This is a genomic window from Pseudoalteromonas rubra, assembly GCF_005886805.2.
Classification (GTDB): Bacteria; Pseudomonadota; Gammaproteobacteria; order Enterobacterales; family Alteromonadaceae; genus Pseudoalteromonas; species Pseudoalteromonas rubra_D.
This window is the reverse complement of sequence record NZ_CP045429.1, coordinates 3,317,700-3,337,421: the sequence shown is the minus strand read 5'-3', so window position 1 is coordinate 3,337,421 and position 19,722 is coordinate 3,317,700. Positions and strand designations below refer to the sequence as shown.

At 47.1% G+C, this 19,722-nt stretch carries 12 protein-coding genes; 5 read left to right on the top strand and 7 right to left on the bottom strand.

Translation table 11 applies throughout. The annotated features are described in order from the left end of the window. Positions 1–60 precede the first annotated feature (60 nt). The 3 genes from cysS (at position 61) to CWC22_RS14445 (ending at position 6,904) form a co-directional block, all read left to right on the top strand. Positions 61–1,440: a cysteine--tRNA ligase gene (gene cysS / locus CWC22_RS14455; protein ID WP_138539463.1), complete on the top strand. Its 1,380-nt coding sequence runs from the start codon at positions 61–63 to the stop codon at positions 1,438–1,440. A gap of 170 nt (positions 1,441–1,610) precedes the next feature. Continuing rightward, positions 1,611–2,075, top strand: a complete 465-nt coding sequence (locus tag CWC22_RS14450; RefSeq protein ID WP_138539464.1) for a hypothetical protein — start codon at positions 1,611–1,613, stop codon at positions 2,073–2,075. A 2-nt stretch (positions 2,076–2,077) separates the two neighbouring features. Next, positions 2,078–6,904: an RHS repeat-associated core domain-containing protein gene (locus CWC22_RS14445; RefSeq protein WP_138539465.1), complete on the top strand. Its 4,827-nt coding sequence runs from the start codon at positions 2,078–2,080 to the stop codon at positions 6,902–6,904. 894 nt (positions 6,905–7,798) lie between these two features. On the opposite strand, the gene CWC22_RS14440 is transcribed toward CWC22_RS14445, so the two are convergent. The 3 genes from CWC22_RS14440 to speA form a co-directional block, all read right to left on the bottom strand. Beyond that, positions 7,799–10,192, bottom strand: a complete 2,394-nt coding sequence (locus tag CWC22_RS14440; RefSeq protein WP_138539466.1) for a hypothetical protein — start codon at positions 10,190–10,192, stop codon at positions 7,799–7,801. Positions 10,193–10,467: 275 nt separating this feature from the next. Further along, entirely contained in the window at positions 10,468–11,388 is a 921-nt protein-coding gene (speB, locus tag CWC22_RS14435) for an agmatinase (RefSeq protein ID WP_138539467.1), read from the bottom strand. Next, complete coding sequence (gene speA, locus CWC22_RS14430; protein ID WP_138539468.1) at positions 11,389–13,302, bottom strand: biosynthetic arginine decarboxylase; 1,914 nt, start codon at positions 13,300–13,302, stop codon at positions 11,389–11,391. Positions 13,303–13,606: 304 nt separating this feature from the next. On the opposite strand from speA, the gene CWC22_RS14425 reads away from it, so the two are divergent. Further along, the gene (locus CWC22_RS14425) at positions 13,607–14,473 is read left to right on the top strand and encodes a M1 family metallopeptidase (protein ID WP_138539469.1); all 867 of its coding nucleotides are present in this window, start codon (positions 13,607–13,609) and stop codon (positions 14,471–14,473) included. Between the two features lie 29 nt (positions 14,474–14,502). On the opposite strand, the gene phaC is transcribed toward CWC22_RS14425, so the two are convergent. The 3 genes from phaC to CWC22_RS14410 form a co-directional block, all read right to left on the bottom strand. Next, positions 14,503–16,272 (bottom strand): class I poly(R)-hydroxyalkanoic acid synthase, encoded by a 1,770-nt coding sequence (phaC, locus tag CWC22_RS14420; RefSeq protein ID WP_138539470.1) that lies wholly within the window; start codon positions 16,270–16,272, stop codon positions 14,503–14,505. 125 nt (positions 16,273–16,397) lie between these two features. Next, entirely contained in the window at positions 16,398–16,745 is a 348-nt protein-coding gene (locus CWC22_RS14415) for a phasin family protein (RefSeq protein WP_010382711.1), read from the bottom strand. Between the two features lie 90 nt (positions 16,746–16,835). Further along, on the bottom strand, positions 16,836–17,585 hold the full coding sequence (locus CWC22_RS14410; protein WP_125559813.1) for an SDR family oxidoreductase: 750 nt from the start codon (positions 17,583–17,585) through the stop codon (positions 16,836–16,838). A 608-nt stretch (positions 17,586–18,193) separates the two neighbouring features. On the opposite strand from CWC22_RS14410, the gene CWC22_RS14405 reads away from it, so the two are divergent. Further along, positions 18,194–18,583, top strand: coding sequence for a rhodanese-like domain-containing protein (locus CWC22_RS14405; protein ID WP_138539471.1), 390 nt, complete (start codon positions 18,194–18,196; stop codon positions 18,581–18,583). Positions 18,584–18,648: 65 nt separating this feature from the next. Here the strand turns inward: CWC22_RS14405 and CWC22_RS14400 are convergent, their stop codons facing one another. After that, complete coding sequence (locus tag CWC22_RS14400) at positions 18,649–19,692, bottom strand: alkene reductase (RefSeq protein ID WP_138539472.1); 1,044 nt, start codon at positions 19,690–19,692, stop codon at positions 18,649–18,651. Positions 19,693–19,722 lie beyond the last annotated feature (30 nt).

Sequence of the window (19,722 nt, the reverse complement as noted above, 5' to 3'; positions counted from 1 at the left end):
CAGAGCGGTGCAAGTGATATGATTGCTGGGAATTTGGATAAATTTTAGGAAAAAAGCTACATGTTGCAGATCTACGATACACTAACACGTCAAAAGACTGAGTTTAAACCGATTGTGGAAGGCAAAGTAGGCATGTACGTGTGTGGTATCACTATCTATGACTTCTGCCATGTAGGCCATGCTCGTACTTATGTCTCTTTTGACGTCATGAATCGTTACCTACGTCATTTAGGCTACGAAGTAACTTATGTACGTAATATCACGGATGTGGACGATAAAATCATTAAACGTGCCGCAGAAAATAAAGAAGAGATCAATGCACTGACCGTGCGTATGACCAAGGCCATGCACGAAGATTTTGAAGCGCTTAATATTCTGCCCGCAGATATTGAGCCGACTGTCACGGGGCATATGGACGAGATCATCGAAATGATTGAGCGCCTGATTGAAAAAGGCCATGCCTATGTTGCCAGTAATGGAGATGTGCTGTTTGATGTCTCTACTTTTGAAGACTATGGCAAGCTGTCTCAGCAGGATCTGGATATGCTCCAGGCCGGCGCCCGGGTAGAAGTGGCAGAAGGCAAAGACGATCCGTTGGACTTTGTGTTATGGAAAAAAGCCAAAGCGGGTGAGCCAAGCTGGACATCACCCTGGGGTGAGGGTCGCCCAGGCTGGCATATTGAGTGTAGCGCAATGAGTTCTAAGCATCTGGGTGAGTTGTTTGATATTCATGGTGGTGGCTCGGACTTACAATTCCCGCACCATGAAAACGAAATCGCTCAGTCATGCTGTGCCAATAATGGGTGTTATGTGAATACCTGGATCCATACTGGTATGGTGCAGGTCAATAAAGAGAAGATGTCTAAATCATTGGGCAACTTCTTTACCGTGCGTGAAGTGCTTAAAGCGTATGACCGCGAGACCGTGCGTTATTTCCTGATCAACGGTCACTACCGCAGTCAGTTGAACTACTCACAGGAAAACCTTGAGCAGGCACGTTCATCATTAGAGCGTATCTACACGGCACTGCGTGGCGTTGAACTGGTTGAAACGGAACTGGAGGGCAACCCGTTCGTTGCACGTTTTGAAGCAGCAATGAACGACGACTTCAACACCCCGGAAGCGCTGCCGGTGATTTTTGAACTGGCCAAAGAAGTGAATCTGCTGAAAGACTCAGATGCCAAAGCGGCGGGTGAACATGCCTTTATTTTGGTGAAACTGGCAGAAGTATTGGGTATTGCTCAGCAAGACCCGGAAGCCTTTTTACATGGTGACCAGGACGAAGACGAAGTGGCAAAAATAGAAGCCCTGATAGAGCAACGTAAAAATGCCCGTGCTAACAAAGACTGGGCTGCAGCCGACGCCGCGCGTGATGCTTTGACCGCAATGGGCGTGGTGCTGGAAGACAGCGCCGGTAAAACGACCTGGCGCAAAGCTTAACTCCAATTCGCGCTTAACTGCGCAGTCAAAAAAGGCATATGCATACTGCATATGCCTTTTTGTTTTTATGTTTCCCGTTGCTTCAGTATACGAACTTTGACTATAGGTTATAGCCGATACCGTACTGTTTTTTCGGGGAATGATATTTTCAATATAAATCAGGAAGAAATGTGAAAAAAATAGTTCTGCTTTTCGCTTTGCTATCTATAGGCTCTGCATCGGCAAGTACAACTTGGATCCCTATTAAGAGAGGCAAAATCACCATTATATTGCCATATATTCCCAAAGATAAGTTTTCATCTCCAAAGAATATTCGAATTTCAGATTCTAGTGGCGGGAAAACTATTTCATGGGATGATATAAAGCATGCCAGTAAATATAAAATCCAGGTACTTAATGAAAAAGGTATTTGGGTAGATGTCGCTATCACGGATAAGACATTCTTCGAGCTTCATAGTGGTTATACAGGAAAAAACTCTGAATATTTTCAGGTACGTGTCGTAGCCTGTAATTATAATACATGTACTAATACCGGCACTTATTCTCTGGGTTATTCTTTTAGGAAGAAAGTGGTATTTATTCATACTGACTTGCTAGGTAGCCCCGTTGCAGAGTCTTATATGGAGGAACAATAAGCATGGAAAAGACATTCAAAAAGGGTTTTTCTTCGTTACTTTTATCTGTCAGTCTCTCGATCACTTCTGTGTATGCTGATGAGTATATCCTGGAACAGGATACAAAGTCGCGCGCACTCAGCGTCAATGCAGCCAGTTCCGAAGGGGATGCATATGACCCTATATCAGGCACCATAAGTTTTGCGGTTACAGACATCTCAATTCCTGGAAACTCATCACTTCCGGTTGAACTTAAACGTGTACACAGTCCTTTTTCTTTCATGAATGCGCTTGGAGATGTTAGAAACACGGGAATGGGTACATGGCTATTGGATGTGCCTTATATCCGTGCTACGTATGTTGACTCAAGTGACCTTACTCACAGCTTTCGTATTCAAGGAAATGGGCGTGGCTGGGAAAATGGATATGAATGTAGCGATAGCTCCAGGTGGTACACTTATGCTTATGGCAGTGCTAGCCACCAAGAATTAGGAGGTTACTGGAGTGGTGTGAAGCTACATATTCCGGGGCAAGTAACTGAAGATATCCGTGAAGGTAGTGGTGACTTTAGCGGTATGAAGATTACTAAGAGCCTTTACAAAGTGACTGATTGTTATCAGCGAGCGGATGGTCAGGGACAAGGTTTCGAAGTGACTTCTCCGGATGGCACTAAATATTACTTCGACCATAAAGTGGTCAGACCAAACGGTCTGCCCTTTCCGATTGGTAATATGGGTCGTAGAGCGATGATGATGGCGACTAAGGTGGAAGATAAGTATGGTAATACTATTACGTATCAATACTCTAACGGTAAACTTATACGAGTATTTAGTAATGATAGTCGAATTATTGATCTAATTTACTCAAATAATATGCTCACTAAAGCTAGGGCAAATGGCAAGGTGTGGCAATATATTTATTCAGATGATAATAAGTTGGAAAGGGTTATTCTGCCAAATAAAACTGAGTGGAAATATCCCGCTGAATTTTATGATGCACAGTATCGTGCTACAACTAAATTCAAAAGCCGTGTTGGTGAAAGCCCGGGTAAATGTGAAATTAGCGATCTAGATGATAGAAAAACAAAGTACTTTACAGTCACCACACCAAATGGATTAAATATAAAGTACGGAATAAAAACAATATATCATGGGCGTGAAGATGTAAAGGTTTTTATCGAAGATAAATACTCGCCAGGAAGGTTGGAGACCTATTTTAACCCAGCTAATTGTTCTGCTAGAAGGAACTTGGTTTATAAACAAATATCAGGTGATAAAATTAACGCAATGACATGGAGGTACAGTTACTCTGAGAATGCTGGTTTATATCATGATGATGGTCGTAATGTAATAAAAGAGGTAAATCGTCGTATAACCAGGCCGATTGAAGTTGCTTTTTCTTACGGAAAACCTGCGTCAGTGTCAAAAAATCGGGATGTTAAAACCACGACTATCTCAGGGCAAAATGAAAAAATCATATATTACATAGATCGTAATTCAAACTCTTATTCTGAAGGCAAAGTAAAAGCCATATACTCTATTGATGAGTCTAGTAGTAAGCTCAAGAAGAAAGAGCTTAGTTACTTTGCTAAAGGCCGGGAAATACTAAATACCTGTGACAGGATGTCAGGTTTAAGAGATGGAAACTCAATCCGCTGTGATTTAAATAACAACTTAAGTTCTGAAGATTTTAGGGTGAATTTATCTAAAGCTGTGGAAGTGCTGTCCAGTGACGCTTCTCAACAAAATACCGTGTATACAACTGAGTACAAAGGATATGATAAATATGGCTATTACACAAAGAAAGTTGAGAGTAACAGCTTTAGTGGAAAAAAAGAGTATCGTGCATACAGTTATCAGCATGACCTTGACTTATGGGATTTGGGAAAGTTAAGAACAGAGAAAGTCTCGAATTCAGACTACGGATATAAGACTGTACGAGAGATTAAATACCATAGCAGTGGAGCTAAGCAGCCTTATGAAGAGTTAGCTTATGGACGATGGATAAAGCGTTATACTGAGTATCATGACCGAGGGAATGTTAAGCGTGTTGAATATAATAGTAATGGGCTAGGCGTTCAGTATGTTGAGTATGACGGTTACAAACGTGGTATACCAAGGAGAATAAACAAAAAAAACCGCTATGATTCAGGCGTGATGCTAAAAGTACAAAATGTCGATAATGACGGTAATATTTACAGGGTTGAGGATTATAACGGTGTAAAATCTTATTATTCTTTTGATAAGGTAGGTAGGGTTTCAGCAATACTCTTTGAGAATGATCCTGTTCTGGGGAGCTGGTATGGTTATCAAGTTTCCTGGGATGATATTGCGAATAAGCGTACAGTTGTTCGGTGTCAATTGAATACCGATACTAAGACATGTGACGGACCAGCCAAGTCTCGTGAAGTACACTATTTTGATGCTCTGAACCGTTTAAAGCAGGTGACCTTTACGGATCTTTCAGAGCACGCTGTCTCTGGGCATTCAGTTGTACACCAGAAGTTTAGCTATAACCATAGAAATCAAATTGTGTTTCGATCATATAAGTCAGCATCTTCGACAGAAACTAAGGGGGTTCGTTATACATATGATACGCTCGGACGTTTGAAGTCTGTGTCAAAAAGCAATTTAGGTACTACTAATTTTAGCTATTTGGCGAATAGTAAGGTGAAAAAAACTGACGCCAACGGCAATGTCACGGTTATAAGTTATGATGCCAAAGGTACACCAAAGCAGGACAAGCCAACAGCAATAGATTCACCTGAAGGGGTTATTACTGAATTTACTTATAATATATTCAATAAACTCACCCACATCACGCAAAAAGGTGCTGGAAAGTCACTAACAGAGACTCGTGTATATGATGCACACCAGGGTTTGTGCCTGATTAAACGTACGGATGTAGGTAACACTTTAGTCAGTACAGATGCACAGGGAGCGCTCAATTGGCACCTCCAGGGAGCCTCGAACACTTCATGTGTGTCATCTCGACCCAGTAATGCAACCATATTCACCTATGACAACCTGGGTGATTTGCATAAAGTCAACTACCCGGAAGGTACGCCTGATTTAGAAATTACCCGTGACAAGCTCGGAAATGTTCTCACCCAGACTGCTGGTAATGTAGAACATAGGTACAGCTATAATAACCGTGGCTTGCTGGAAGATGAACAGCTCTACATAGAAAACCATGCGCCATTAATGTTGGATTATGGCTATGACAAGTTTGGTCATATCAGTCGAGTCGTTTATCCAGATGGCACAAACGTGTCTTACAAGCCCAATGCTTTTGGGCAACCTACTCAGGTAAGGTCTTATAATCAAGATGGTTCCTTGGAGCAGACTTTCGCCAGGTTGGTCAAGTATCACCCTAACGGCACCCTTAGTAGCTTTTACTACGGCAACGGTGTAAAGCACGACACTATACTTGATGCAGATTCCCTTTTACCTCAGTGGGTGAGAGATGAAGGTAACATGGGTAAAGTGGTATCACTACAGTATGGCTTTGATAACAATGAAAATGTCATCTCAATACGAAACCTTACAAGCCTAAGCTATAGCTTGAACGACCTGGTTTATGATGGTTTAAACAGGCTGGTAGAGGTGAGTGGCGGCGCTTCAATTGGCAGCAGTACCATGCGTTATGATGCGCTAGGTAATATTCGGTACTATCAGAATCGTAAGAGAACGCTCAACTATACCTATAGTGACACAACTAACCGCTTAACGAGTGTGTCTGGCTATAGCGGCAAGTATGGTACGTTTCAGTATGACAGCAGAGGAAATATTACCCACAATGGTCAATTCTCTCTGGCATATAATCGTGCCAACCAGATGACCTCAGCAAATGGCAATCATTTTGTTTACGATGGCCATAACCGACGCGTTAAACAGGTAGAGCAGAAGGGTACCAGTTACAGCATGTACAGTCAGGCTGGCCAGTTGATGTATCGTGAAAATCACCATGTAAGTGGCGAAGGCGTAAATTATATCTATTTAGGCAAGAAACTGATTGCCAAGTATGGCAGCGTAACACCGAAGGGAGTGCTCGCTGATGAGCAAAACTATTTGCCGTACGGTGAGACGCTAGAGAGCAATAACGATGACGTAGGCTATACTGGGCATAAGTTCGATAAAGAGCTTGGTCTGAGTTATATGCAAGCTCGATACTATGATCCAGCGATAGGTCGTTTTTATTCTAATGATCCTGTTGATGTGATGGGGCATATCGGGCGAGGCAATCCTGTTCATGGGTTTAACCGTTATACCTATGCCAATAATAACCCATATAAGTATGTCGATCCGGATGGTGAGTTTGCTGTCCAGATCGCTGCCACAGTTATTGGCGCTGTGATCGGTGGAGCAACGGAATACTTTACAAATGATCAATGGACAATTGGCTCGCTGGGGCGTGCATCGGCAGTAGGAGGCCTTGTAGGGCTGGGGTCTTCACTGGGCACCGGGGTTGCTTCTTCCGCATTCTTAGGGGGCTCAGCCAATGCGATTGGCGAGATGGCAAACCAGACTATGACAGGGACTTATGAGCCGGTTAAGGTATTGACCGCCGGTGCTTCGGGGCTGGCAGGGGGGGCGCTGGCCAAGTATACTGGGGAAGCCGTTAAAAAAGCGGTTACGAAAAACCTGCCTAATAACTCGGTCACCAATGCGTCACACAATATGACACCGTCGACCTCACAGCGGGTACTGTCAGATTCGCAGTCTTTGACCAATGCAACAACTAAATCTGCTGTGGCAGACTTACAAGTTGGGGCGGGTTATAGCTCGGGGGCTGCAGCAGGTGTCACCGCTGCGGATAAAATATGTATAGATCATTCAGAGTGCCAATAATGAACTCATTAAAAATTTCAGATGCCAGAACTGAAGGGGGAAAAAGGCTTCGGGCCTTATTTCATATAATTAATGGCAGTGCCATAACCTATGTGTCTATTATTTTGATCCATAAAATTGCGATAGCATTTGGGGTTGATCCAAATACACCCGGAAGTGAACACCCGGGAGAGTTGGTTTTGGGTGTGCTGGGATGTGCCTTTGTCTTATTCATCTCGCTTTACGCGTTATCCTTTAAAATTCTGCTTTGGATTTTTAAGCGCTTAAGGATATAGGCTGCTAGCTTGCCAGGTCGCCCATTACGGTGACTTGCTTGGTATTTAAAATTGAGCCCCACGGAGTGGGGCTTTTTTATATTAAGATGTATATGGGTGGTTGTTTGAGCGCATTATTTTCAGGGCATAGGCACCATCTGCATATAAGCGATATGTTACTTGAACAGTGCTCGGAGCCAACAGCGACTAATATTTCATTGTAATCGTACCTTTAACCTAAGCTTGGTGAATTTTGTATGTATTGTCGATTTAATGACAAGACGGACGTCCCATTTGCGGCTGTTTTGGTATGAAAAAGGGGATTGCTCGTTCAAAGCCAAAAAACCAGGAACGAGCCGTATCGATTTGCACTATCTTGGGGTATAAGTTGATAAAGCTTTTAAAGTCATGGCGATGGAAGAGATAGTCGCTGCCTGCCATGATTAGTGTATCGTCCGGCTGTGCGACTTCTTTAGCAAAAAATTTAAAAAAATGTCAGACTGATGACAAATCAATCAATAAGGCATGATTTAGGTGGCTTGTGTCGGCATGTGTGGCTAGTTTACGGCACCTAAAGCGTGATAAATGAGGCCTTGCCGGTTGGCATTGGTTGCCAGTTGAGGCTGGCAACCAAAATATATCAATGGATCAGCAAAGTGCCGACAGGCGAAGCATCGGACTGATTGCCGGCCAGGTCAATGGCGATAACCTGATAGCTGACTTCCCCTTTGGGTGGCCAGGGGTCGTCAAAGTGGGCTGTATCACTCAGGGTATAGGGCTGGCCGTTGCGGATAATCTTGTAAAAGCGAATGCCCTGATTATCTGCGCTGGGTTGCCATTGCAATGTTGCGCCATAAGCCCCATCCGACTGCACACTGAACTGAGCGGGGGCAGTGGGTGGTTCGCTGTCACCGGCTTTGGTATTCAGGCTTGCCTCTGCTATCACTGTGCCCGTTTCGCTGTGTATAGCACGAACCTGGTACTGGTAGGCCTGATTAAGCGGGAGCCAGTGATCTTCGTAGCTGTTGGCGGTGGTGTGCCAGATCAGTTGCGCATCGCGATAGACCTGAAACTTCACCGGTATCTCGGCAACATCATTGAATTGCCAGCTCAGACCAACGCCATTGCTGTTAAACAAGGCTGACGAGCTCAGGTTCAACATCGCGGCCTGGGGTGAGCCCTCACCTGCGGGGACGCTCTCTATATTACCACTTTGTATGTTTTGCTCGCACCCAGTCCACCAGCAGGGCGTCTGCTCTATAAAGCTCAGCACGGCATCGTATTTATGTGCCTGCTCACGGGGTTGAGTCTGATATTCTTTGAGCGGAAATGCGCCCCAGCTGTCCCAGCGACCGATGCTTTCAAACACCACATATAGTCCAGCACCGGATGCCTGCCAATCGTTCAGGTGGTTGGTAAATGCCGCCGCCATGCGCGGGTCACGATTGGCGCTCAGGAATAAAGCCTCGCTAATGGTATCTCGCCCATCGCGAATATCTCCGGCATAGGTGAGGTGCTGGCCGCCTTCATAAGCTGCGAGCATCAAACCATCTTGCTGTGCCAGTGCCAGGTTGCCCTGAATGTTGTCTCTGGCCTGCGCCAGTGCACCCTGTTCAGGAGCCTGCCACCAGGGTGGCTCATCGGGGTTGTAAGTCAGGCCATGCAGTATGCCCGAGTCCATTTCCTCGAACAGATTATTCAGGCCTTCAGCGCCGTCACTGGCCCAATCCCGTAAAATAGGCAGATACTTTTGATCGGCAAAGTATCCGGCAAAGTAACTGCCCACCGCCAGTACATCCATATTATCGGCGCAGCGTTGACCGACGCCAGCTGCGTGAATAGGGCAGTTTAGTGCTTGCTCGCTTATCCAGGGTACCCCAGTCTGACCGCCCATCACGCATTGTATACGGCCGGCATCCTCTGCAAACTCAGTCTTAATGATGTCGCACATTTGCGCGCTGCGCAGCCCGTAGTAATTCATGCGATATTCAATGTCGTGGTAGCTGGTGTCGGGCCAAAGGGTTTTACCTTGCTCCTCCAGATACAGGCCATCGAAAATATACGGCCAGGCGTTGTTCCACAGCTCGTTACCAAACTCTACATAAATTGATGAGTTGCCTTCGCTTTGCGTTTTTAGCAGCTGCGCAAACTGACGGATATACTCATCATCCACCCGGACTGGGAGCGTGTACCAGGGTTCGGCACCCAGCTTGTTACTCATGGCAATGGCCACTTCATAGGGGCTGCCGCCATTGAGGGCCCAGCTGGCGTAATCGTAATGGTTTCTCTGCGCCCAGTGCTGGATCGGGTTATCTATGGTGCTGAGCAGCTGCATAAAACGCAAAGTACGGAACTGGCGCATATCATCCAAAAAGAGTGGATGGAATATCCGTTCCTGATAGCTTTGCTCGAACGCGACAAACTGCTCAGGGTTAACACAGTCTGCCGCATTGGCGGCGTAATCCGTAGCGGCGTTACTACAGCTTCCGCCCGGCGCAATAATACGGATATTGCGGATATGGTTGCCGGTATTGTTTGGGTCAGTGGCGTGGATCTGTAAATGGAAGAAACTATTTTCAGACATACGTACCACGTCGCGTCCGGGTTCTGAGCTGATGAGTTCAGGGCCCGAGTAATAGAGCTCCCCTTCACCTTCATATAAGATCACAAATTCACCGACTGGGTGGTGCGGGTTATCGTGATAAATAATGGTGGTGACATAGTGAAAAGGCGCATCGGGTGAGTCGCTAGGTAAAGATCGCGGCCAGCCTTGCTCGTCCAGGTCCAGTAACGCTTGATGGCCGGTGTTGTATTCCCAGGTATGAGCATTACTGGTTGCCCATAGCTGACCGCTGCCGTTAGAAGCGTGCTTCATGACATTCAGCGTGGTCCACTGACTGGACCAGTAATTAATGCCGGTAAGATTAATCCCCACGCCTGAGTTGGCGTTATCGCTGGTTGCTGCCAGCAGAGGAAGAGAAAAAGCGAGTGATAAAGCTCCGAGAGTGAGTGTTGTATAATTAGGTGTTTTCATAAGTTTGACCATTCCAATTGACCAAAAAGACGTCATCCATTTTGTTGCAGTGTGCTATACAACGCTGTGTGGCTGTGAGTTAAGTGCACATCACTTTGTGACAGAGCGCACTGCACCTCTGCAAAAGGCGACGTTCTGAGCAACCGCCTTTCACACAGCAATAAATTAGCAGTGATAGTAAACAAAGAGGATACGAAAAAGGCATGGTTTGGGACGTTTTTTGCGCGGAAGTTTTGTGCTGATAGCAACAAAAAAGCGCCCGCAGGCGCCTCAAATTATTTGTGGCGAATAGCCCATAAATGGAGCAATTCGTAGGCGATGGTGGCCGCGGCGATAGACGTCAGCTCGCTCTGGTCATATGCGGGAGAGACTTCCACCACATCCATACCAACGATATTAATCCCCTGCAGTGCGCGCAGGATCTTCAGCACTTTGTTGCTGCTGAGACCACCACAGACCGGCGTGCCAGTACCGGGTGCAAAGGCCGGGTCCAGGCAGTCGATATCAAAGGTCAGATAGACCGGCAGGTCGCCGACTCTGGCCTTGATCTGCTCGGCAATGGTCTGTGCATCCATATCATTGGCCTGCATCGCATCAACGACGGCAAAGCCATGATTGCTTTGCTCGAACTCTGTGCGGATCCCAAGCTGAATGGAGTGCTTGGGACAGATCAGCCCTTCTCTGGGAGCATGAAAGAACATAGTGCCATGGTCATAGCGTGAGCCCTGGCTGTAGGTGTCGGTATGAGCATCGAAATGCACCAATGCCATTTTGCCATGTATCTTTTGATGCGCCCGCAACAAGGGCAGGGTGACGAAGTGGTCGCCGCCCAATCCAAGTAAGGCTTTACCCTGATGGAGGATCTGCTCTGCCGCCAACTCCAGCTGCGCGGTAAAGTATTCCGGATCCCCCACCGGATAAGTAAAGTCGCCAGCATCGTGCAGGCTAATTTTGTCCCATAGCGCAAATTGCCAAGGGTAACGTTTACCTTCCCAGGCTAAGTGGACCGAGGCGCGACGGATCGCATCCGGACCTAGACGGGCACCAGGGCGTCCCGAGGTTGCCAAATCAAATGGCAACCCCAGCACCACTACGTCGGACTCAATATGGGCGATGTCGCGCACCATGGGCTGACGTAAAAACGTCATGCCGTTTGAGTATAACGAGTGATCGCAATGGTCGAACAACTGCTTCACTTAGCACTCCTCCAGGTAGGTGTAGCCTTCCAGACCCGACGCCAGCTCGGTCAGACACATCGCCTGATCGGCTTGCTCCAGTCGAGTATTGACCTGGGCAATAAAATTCTCCTTAAATGCCGCCACATCCAGGTGCACGTAACGCATCATATCCGCCACGCTGTCGCCTGGATCAATATCATCCATTTGTAGCTGACCTTGTGCATCCACCCGGGCCACCACACTGTGGGTGTCGCCAAACAGGTTGTGCATGTCGCCCAGGATCTCCTGATAGGCACCGACCAGGAAAAAGCCCAGCAAGTAGGGGGCATCTGCGGTGTATTCAGGTACAGGCAGGGTACTTTCAATACCCTGACCATCGACATAATGATCCACCGCCCCATCTGAGTCACAGGTGATGTCGAGCAGCACCGCACGCTTTTTGGGCGCCTGTGTCAGGCCGCTCAGCGGCAGCACAGGAAATACCTGATCTATGCCCCAGGCATCGGGCAGTGACTGGAACAAGGAGAAGTTCACAAAGAACTTGTCGGCCAGTTTGGTGCCCAGCTCATCGATGATCGGACGATGAAAACGGTTTTTGTTGTCCATTCTTTGCTGCAATTCGTAGCAAATACGCAAGTTTACCTGCTCAGCCCAGGCGCGTTGCTCCAGCGACAGCATGCCCATGGCAAATTGTCCATGTACTTCCGCCAGGTCGCCTTGCGTGTCGTGATAGAGCTCAATCAGCGCTCTGTCGTCGCTTTGCTTGCTCAGTGCCTGCCATGAACGCCACATATTGCGCAGCAGCTGAGGCGCATCGCTGGTAACCGCAGTTAGTTGCTCAGGCTGATAGCTCTCAGTGCCTACCACATCGGTGATCAGCACCGCATGGTGTGCCGTCAGTGCCCGGCCCGATTCCGAAATAATCGTCGGCATCGGCTGGTTATACTGCTGACAGGTATCACCTATGGTATAAACTACGTTGTTGGCGTACTCAGCCAGACTGTAGTTCATTGAGTTGTGTGACTGGCTGCGTGTACCGTCATAGTCCACCGCCAGGCCGCCGCCCACATCCAGGATGACCAGGTTTGCGCCTAATCTGCGCAGCTCACAGTAAAATCGTGCGGCTTCGCTTACGCCCAAACGTACATCCCGGATATTGGCCATTTGCGACCCCAGGTGAAAATGCACCAGTTGCAATGCGCTCAGCATGTCTGCTTGTTTTAGCTGCTCGATCACAGTTAACACCTGAGAAGCGGACAAGCCAAACTTAGACTTTTCACCGCCGCTGGCTTGCCACTTCCCTTTACCCTGAGAAGCCAGACGTACACGCAGGCCCAGTCTGGGCGTTACATTCAAAGCTTTGGCTTCGGCCAGTACCAGATCCAGCTCTGAGCGCTTTTCCAGTACGATATATACCTTGTGGCCCAGTTTTTCTCCGATCAGTGCCAGACGAATGTACTCACGGTCTTTGTAGCCGTTACAAACGATCACCGCACTGGTTTTTTCGCTCAATGCCAGCACGGTCAATAGCTCAGCTTTGCTGCCTGCTTCAAGGCCCAACTGTTTTTTCTCTTTGCCGGCCTGACTGGCGATCAGCCCTTCAACCACTTCTCTTTGCTGGTTTACTTTGATCGGGTAAACCAGCAGATAGTCTTTGGGATACTGGTAATCTGCAATTGCTGTATTAAACGCCTGACAGATGTCATTGACACGTTGCTCAAGAATCTGCGGGAATCTCACCAAAGCCGGTAAACCATAGCCCTGCGCTTTAATCTGCGCGGCAATGTGTGTCAAAGTAACGGCGTGCCCCGGGTTATCTACTGTTGGCATGGCGGTTACCTCTCCCTGATCATTGATACCAAAGAAGCCCTGGCTCCAGTGGCGCACGTTGTAGCATTCACGTGCCTGCTCAGAAGAGATCAAATCTGTCATTAAACTTCCTTAATAGGTAAAAAGTGATTTCAATAAGTCTTGGTGATGGGTCGCATTAAACGGACAATCGACTTGTGTGTCTAACAAGAAATTTTGCTCTTTACGAGTGAGTTTTTCACTGAAGGAGTGTGACTCAGAGCCAGGCAGGAGAGGATGTAAGTGTTCTCAGTGATCTCAGTGATCTCAGTGATCTCAATCAGCGCTTTTGGCCATAAAACAAAATTACGTACGCCCACTTTGTCAAGGCGGGGAACAAGTAGCTGGTGTATGTTATGGTGAGAGAAATAGGCTAACAGGAGGCGTGATGCGCGGATTGATAGGGGCCGTATTACTGTGCTCGCAGTGCTGGGCCACAGAAGTGGTTTATCAGGATTTGCATGTGCTCGATGGCAAGCAGCAAGCCATTGTTAAAAGTTGGCTGAACCAGGGGCTCAGAACGACTGAGCAGACTTTGGGCCCCCTGGCACAATCTCATCTGCCTGTGAAGCTACAGAATGTTTATTTGAGTAGTGAACCGGTCCCCTGGGGGGCCGTAAACCGCTCCGAAGTGGATGGAATTGAGTTGCATATCAGCTATTTCGCAACGCAGCAGCAACTGATCAGCGACTGGACCCTGTATCATGAGCTGGCCCACCTGTATCATCCTTTGCTCGATTATCCGGACTTCTGGTTAGCTGAAGGCCTTGCCACCTATTTACAAAACGTCATTATGCTGCACGGCGGTGTGATCACCACTGATGAGTACGTACAGCGGATCATGGCGGGTCTGGAGCGGGGCCGATTGGGCACCTGGGAGACACCGGGTCCACTTGCCCGGGTCAGTGAGGATATGTGGCGGCTCAGGGCTCACGCGCGTGTTTACTGGAGTGGTGCGGCATTTTTTATAGAAGCGGAGCTGGCATTGCGGCAAAAAGATCCTGCTCTGACTTTGGTGAGTTTGCTAAAGCGTTATCAGACCTGTTGCAGGGCCCAGGCACCAGCAGGACAGCCAGATAGCGCAAAGGTGTTTCTGAGTCAGCTGGACAGGCTCTCTCGCAGCAGTATTTTCAGTAATCTTTATCACAGTTACAAGCTACGTCAGGATTTTCCAAGATTAAGCAAGCAGGCCGTCAGGCTGAGTGGTTTACATATGATGTCAGCCAGACACAGTGAGCTGCTCCGGCAAAAATAAAGGCTGCCAATTGGCAGCCTCTTAGTCGGTTAGATTTTAACTTTAACGTATTCTCCGGGCGCAGCATAAATGCCTGGATTGGTTTTGCTGCTGGTGACGCGCTTGGGCACTTTCTCATCGGTATACTGGCTTAACCATTTACCCCAGTGTGGCCACCATGAGCCACTCTGATGCTTGGCCTTGTCCAACCAGGCATTGGCTTCACCGGTTGCTTCCGGGCCATACCAGAAACCATATTTTTCCGCGGCTGGTGGGTTGATCACACCAGCAATGTGGCCAGATTCACCCAGTACAAATGTGGTTTTTGCGCTGGTGTGCTGAATGCCCTGGAAAGTAGCCTGCCACAGGGCGATATGGTCATCTCGTGTTGATAACATGTACACAGGCTGTTTGACTTTACTGAGGTCTATCTTGGTGCCTCTGACTTCAATTTCACGAGGTTGTACGAGGCGGTTTTCCAGATACAGGTCGCGCAGCATGAAGTTATGACATTTTGCGGTGAGGTTGGTGCTGTCGCCGTTCCAGTACAGCAGGTCCAGATCCATGGGGGCCTCACCTTTAAGGTAGTTATTAACGTAGTAATTCCAGTACAGACTGTTTTCGCGCAGCATGCTGAAAGAAACACCCAGCAGGTGACCATGCATGATGCCATTTTGCAGGTTGTATTTTTCCAGCGCAGAAATCGTTGGCTCATTGACAAACACGCCAATCTCACCTGGTTGTGAGAAATCCAACAGGGTCGTTAATAAGGTTGCACTCTTAATACGGTGCTTCATACGTTTCGAAACAAAGTACGCCATCGCTGTGGTGACCAAAGTACCTGCAATGCAGTAGCCTACGGCATTGACATAGGCTTCACCGGTTTGCTTTTCAATGGCATCCAGTGCCGCAATGACCCCATCTACAATGTAGTCTTCAAAACCCACATCAGCCATACTGGCATCCGGGTTTTTCCAAGAAATCATAAACACTGTATGGCCCTGATCAACAGACCATTTTACCAGCGAGTTCTGCTGTTTCAGATCCAGAATATAGTATTTATTGACATAAGGCGGCACGATCAGCAAAGGCGTTTTGAATACATCTTTGGTGGTGGCATCATACTGAATAAGTTCGAATAAATGATTCTGGAATACCACGCGTCCTGGGGTGGTCGCGATGTCTTTACCCAGCTCAAAAGCGTGTTCGTCAGTCATGCTGATCCGCAGCATGTCACCGCTTTTGGCCAGGTCTTTTTTAAACATGTCCAGCCCTTTGATCAGGTTTTCACCTTTTGAATCTAACGTCAGCTTAAGCAGCTCAGGGTTAGTGGAAATGAAGTTGCTCGGGGAGATAGAGTTCACCACCTGGCGGGCAAAAAACTCCAGACGCTCTTTGAGTTTGTCATCCAGTCCCGGTGTTTCACGGATAGACGACAGTAAAGACTGACCAAATAGCAAATAGCTTTGTTTAATGTAATTAAACCAAGGGTTATCACGCCATTCATCGGCCTTGAAACGGCGATCCCCACGCTCTGTTTCGATGATATCAGGTTGTTCGGTGTCGAACCCCTGTCCCCAGGTTTGTTGCATAATTTTGATTTGTTCCTGCCACCAGTCAAACTGATGCTGAACAAAGGTTTCTGGCTGCTTCGCTATTTCGTTCAACCAGACACCAAAATCCCGGGCACTTTGCTCGTTCAGGGCTTGTTGAACGGGGTTTTCTTTGAGCAGGTTATTACTGAATATAGTGTAGAGATCTTGATTGTACTGCCACCAGGCCGTCAGCGTTTTATTAAGATCTGTGTTATCGGTATCCATTACTCGTGTCCTAATAGGCAAATTGATTGCACGTGTCTTGTGTCGTGTTTGGTATAGCGGATCAGCCACTACAAAAAACAGGCTAAAAAAATGCCCCTGCAATAGGCAGGGGCAGACGACAGCGATTAAGCTTTTGCAGTGGTTTTAACACTGTCTTTAGAAATTGCGTCAAGGTGCTCTTTGAACTCGTTGCCAAGTTGAGTCAGCTTCTGACCATCGTCGATCATTTGCTGGCTCAGCTTGTTCATTGCTGTGAGCTGGCTTGCATTGAAGTCGATGAAAGATTTAACATCTTTTACTTCAGCGGCTGTTTTCAGCTGCTCAACAGAAGTTTTAGTAAAGCTCTCTGTTGCATCAAGCTGGATCTGAGCCAGTTGCTCAATGTTTTTAGCAACCAGTTGGTTGAACTTGATTGCCGGAGAGAAAAACTGCTCGCTTTGCTCAGTAAAAGTTTTCATTAGATCGTTGTACATGGTGTGCTTCCTGTTTATCAAAAAAGTCCGTATAGGTAGCGTTACTGCCCAGGTACTTCAGAGCGTAGGCTCAATCCTGATATACGCCGCTTAGTTCATATAAAGTCCGCCGTTAATCGCCAGCGTTTCACCTGTGATATAGCCAGCCTGATCAGACGCCAGGTAAGCGACCGACTGAGCCACTTCGAGTGGCGTGGCTAAGCGCTGCATCGGCACTTGTGCCTTGATGCTTTCGAGCACATCTTCACGCATTTTTTCAACCATAGGGGTGGCCGTATAGCCAGGGGCAACCACGTTTACGGTTACGCCTGCGCGGGCGCCTTCGTAAGCCAGCGCTTTGCTGAAGCCGATCATTCCAGCTTTGGCAGCTGAATAGTTAGCCTGGCCAAACTGGCCTTTTTGGCCGTTCACGCTGGAAATATTGATGATGCGGCCTGATTTGTTTGCACACATGTGTGCAAAGACCGGGTGAGTCATGTTGAACATAGAGTTAAAGTTGGTGTCGATAACTTCCTGCCACTGTGTCAGGGTCATCTTTTTAAATGAGGTATCCCGTGTGATGCCTGCATTATTGACCAGAATATCGATATGACCAAACTGGTCAATGACGTCATCGAGCTGTTCCTGGCACGCCTGATGATCAGTTACATCCAGGAATATGCCATGTACCGCAGCTGGGTTGATCGACTGCTCATTGAGCCAGGCGTCAATATCCGCTGAGGTACGTCGCGGGCTGGCAACAGCCACAACAAAACAGTTTGCATTTACCAGCTCTTTAACGATAGCTGAACCGATGCCACCCAGTGCACCAGTGACGACTGCGATTTTTTTGCTTTCCATATTGCTCTTCCGAACTTAAGGCGGCTCAACTATCGCACTTCTAAGCCACGTTTCCGGTTGGGTTTAATACAACCGAAAAGGTTTACGAACTGATGTTATTGTCATTCGCCATTGTGACGAATTCATAACCGATATATTTAATTCCCAAGACAAATTTTCATCTGTTTATTCGTTATTTTTGTTCTGTCCCTTATTGAGGGGTAAGGTATAGCTATCTCAGGTTTGATAAAAAATATAGCAAAATAGAGTAAAAGCTCAAGCTTTGCTCTGATGTTTCTTTTTCACTGATCTGCCAAGTGCTCACTATCTTTAAAGTATTAGTAATAGGAGTAAAACAAGCTGCTGAGTATTAGACTATAGCCTTAGTTGTCTTACCAATGAGCCAGATCAAATAACTAAGTAATTGTAAAATAAATGGTAAGCCTTCTGTATGAAAAATTCCCATCTTGCGCGATGTGCCTGTTGCGAGTAAATCTAAACTAAGAAAGGTTTTTATTCCTGTTTTTTTGTTTTTTTATATAAATTATTCTTAAGGTGGATAACGGACTTTTTTGCTACGCTATCAATTACTGGCAAGTCTAAGAAGTAGAGAGGGTTATGTGGTAAGGATGAGTATTTTTGTGTTGCTCAGTGTGTTTTGTTTCGTTGCACAAGCAGCAACCGATATCATTAGTCAGCAGGCACTGCTGCGTAATCAGATGTCAGCCCGGGCGCATGTCATAGTCGATGTCAGAAGCCCAAATGAGTTCGAGGCTGGGCATCTCAAAGGAGCCATTAATATTCCGTTTGACCAGATCTCACAACACCAATCTTTACTGGATACGCTAAAACCTCAAACGCTGGTGGTCTATTGTCGTTCCGGGCGTCGTGCAGCGATTTTTGAACAAGCGTTGGCTGAGCGTGGCTTTAGCCTGTTGCACCTCAGTGGTGACTTTCGTGACTGGCAAGCTGCTGAGCTTCCCGTGATTATGCCCGGCACCACAAAGACTGAGCAGTAATCACCGAAATCGGAGAAACAGTGCGGAAGATGATCATCCGCACCTGTTTATATTCTGTCAGCTGGTTACACTAAGGTTGCCAACATTTCTTCAGAATAGGGCGTCAGTGTTTCGCCTTGTCTGACTTTTTCAACATAATCCGGATTGGCAATAAAAGGCCTGCCTATAGCCAGTAAGTCAAAACGTTCGTCACGCAGCGCTTGTTCACCTGATTGTGGTGTAAAGCCGCCCACACCGACGAGCGTTTTACTGTAGTTTGCTCTGACGTAATCAGAAACGCGCCCACCTAGGAAGTCAAATTCCATAGCATCATCAAAGATACCTATGTGCACGAATGCCAGTGTACGCTGTTCCAGTTGTGCCAGCAGGTAATCAAAGACCGATTTATCACGGGGATCAGCCTGCATATTGAAGTAAGCGCCTGGTGTTAGACGCACGGCTGTGCGCTCTGCACCAATACGATCTGCGATAGCGTCGATAACTTGCAGGGCAAAACGACTCATATTTTCAGGGGTTCCACCATACTCATCAGTACGTGTGTTACTTTCATAATGTAAAAACTGGTCTATCAGATAACCGTTGGCTGCGTGAATTTCAATGCCATCAAAACCGGCATCAATGGCATTGCTGGCGGCTTGCGAATAATCAGCAATGAGCTGTTTGATGTCATCAAGTGTGGCTGGTGTTGGTGTGATGTAGCTCAGATCCCGCATTCGGGGCACAGTACCTTCCACTTTCTCGGCACTGGGTGCCAGTACTTTATCACCATTAAAAAAGTGCGGGTGAGCGACCCGGCCAGTATGCCATAGCTGTGCAAAAATCTTACCCCCCTTGGCATGCACCGCATCGGTTACTTTGCGCCATCCGTCAATTTGCTCGCTCGTAAACAGGCCGGGTGTATTCGGATAACCCTGAGCGTCTGGACGAATGATGGTGGCTTCAGAGATAATAAGCCCAGCATCGGCCCGGCGTGCATAATAGTCGGCCATTGCATCAGTTGGCACCAAGTTATCATCCGCCATACAGCGGGTAAGCGGCGCCATCAAAATACGATTTTGTAGTGAAATTTGATCATTTAGTGCATAAGTTTCAAACAGTTTGCTTGTCATAGTCGGACCCAGTTAGTTTTTGAATGCTTA

What these genes read in the sequence shown, in the direction of transcription:
- cysS (WP_138539463.1), top strand. Translation starts at nt 61, where the DNA reads ATGTTGCAGATCTACGATACACTAACACGTCAAAAGACTGAGTTTAAA.
- CWC22_RS14445 (WP_138539465.1), top strand. Translation starts at nt 2,078, where the DNA reads ATGGAAAAGACATTCAAAAAGGGTTTTTCTTCGTTACTTTTATCTGTC.
- CWC22_RS14440 (WP_138539466.1), bottom strand. Translation starts at nt 10,192, where the DNA reads ATGAAAACACCTAATTATACAACACTCACTCTCGGAGCTTTATCACTC.
- speA (WP_138539468.1), bottom strand. Translation starts at nt 13,302, where the DNA reads ATGACAGATTTGATCTCTTCTGAGCAGGCACGTGAATGCTACAACGTG.
- CWC22_RS14425 (WP_138539469.1), top strand. Translation starts at nt 13,607, where the DNA reads ATGCGCGGATTGATAGGGGCCGTATTACTGTGCTCGCAGTGCTGGGCC.
- phaC (WP_138539470.1), bottom strand. Translation starts at nt 16,272, where the DNA reads ATGGATACCGATAACACAGATCTTAATAAAACGCTGACGGCCTGGTGG.
- CWC22_RS14415 (WP_010382711.1), bottom strand. Translation starts at nt 16,745, where the DNA reads ATGTACAACGATCTAATGAAAACTTTTACTGAGCAAAGCGAGCAGTTT.
- CWC22_RS14410 (WP_125559813.1), bottom strand. Translation starts at nt 17,585, where the DNA reads ATGGAAAGCAAAAAAATCGCAGTCGTCACTGGTGCACTGGGTGGCATC.
- CWC22_RS14405 (WP_138539471.1), top strand. Translation starts at nt 18,194, where the DNA reads ATGAGTATTTTTGTGTTGCTCAGTGTGTTTTGTTTCGTTGCACAAGCA.
- CWC22_RS14400 (WP_138539472.1), bottom strand. Translation starts at nt 19,692, where the DNA reads ATGACAAGCAAACTGTTTGAAACTTATGCACTAAATGATCAAATTTCA.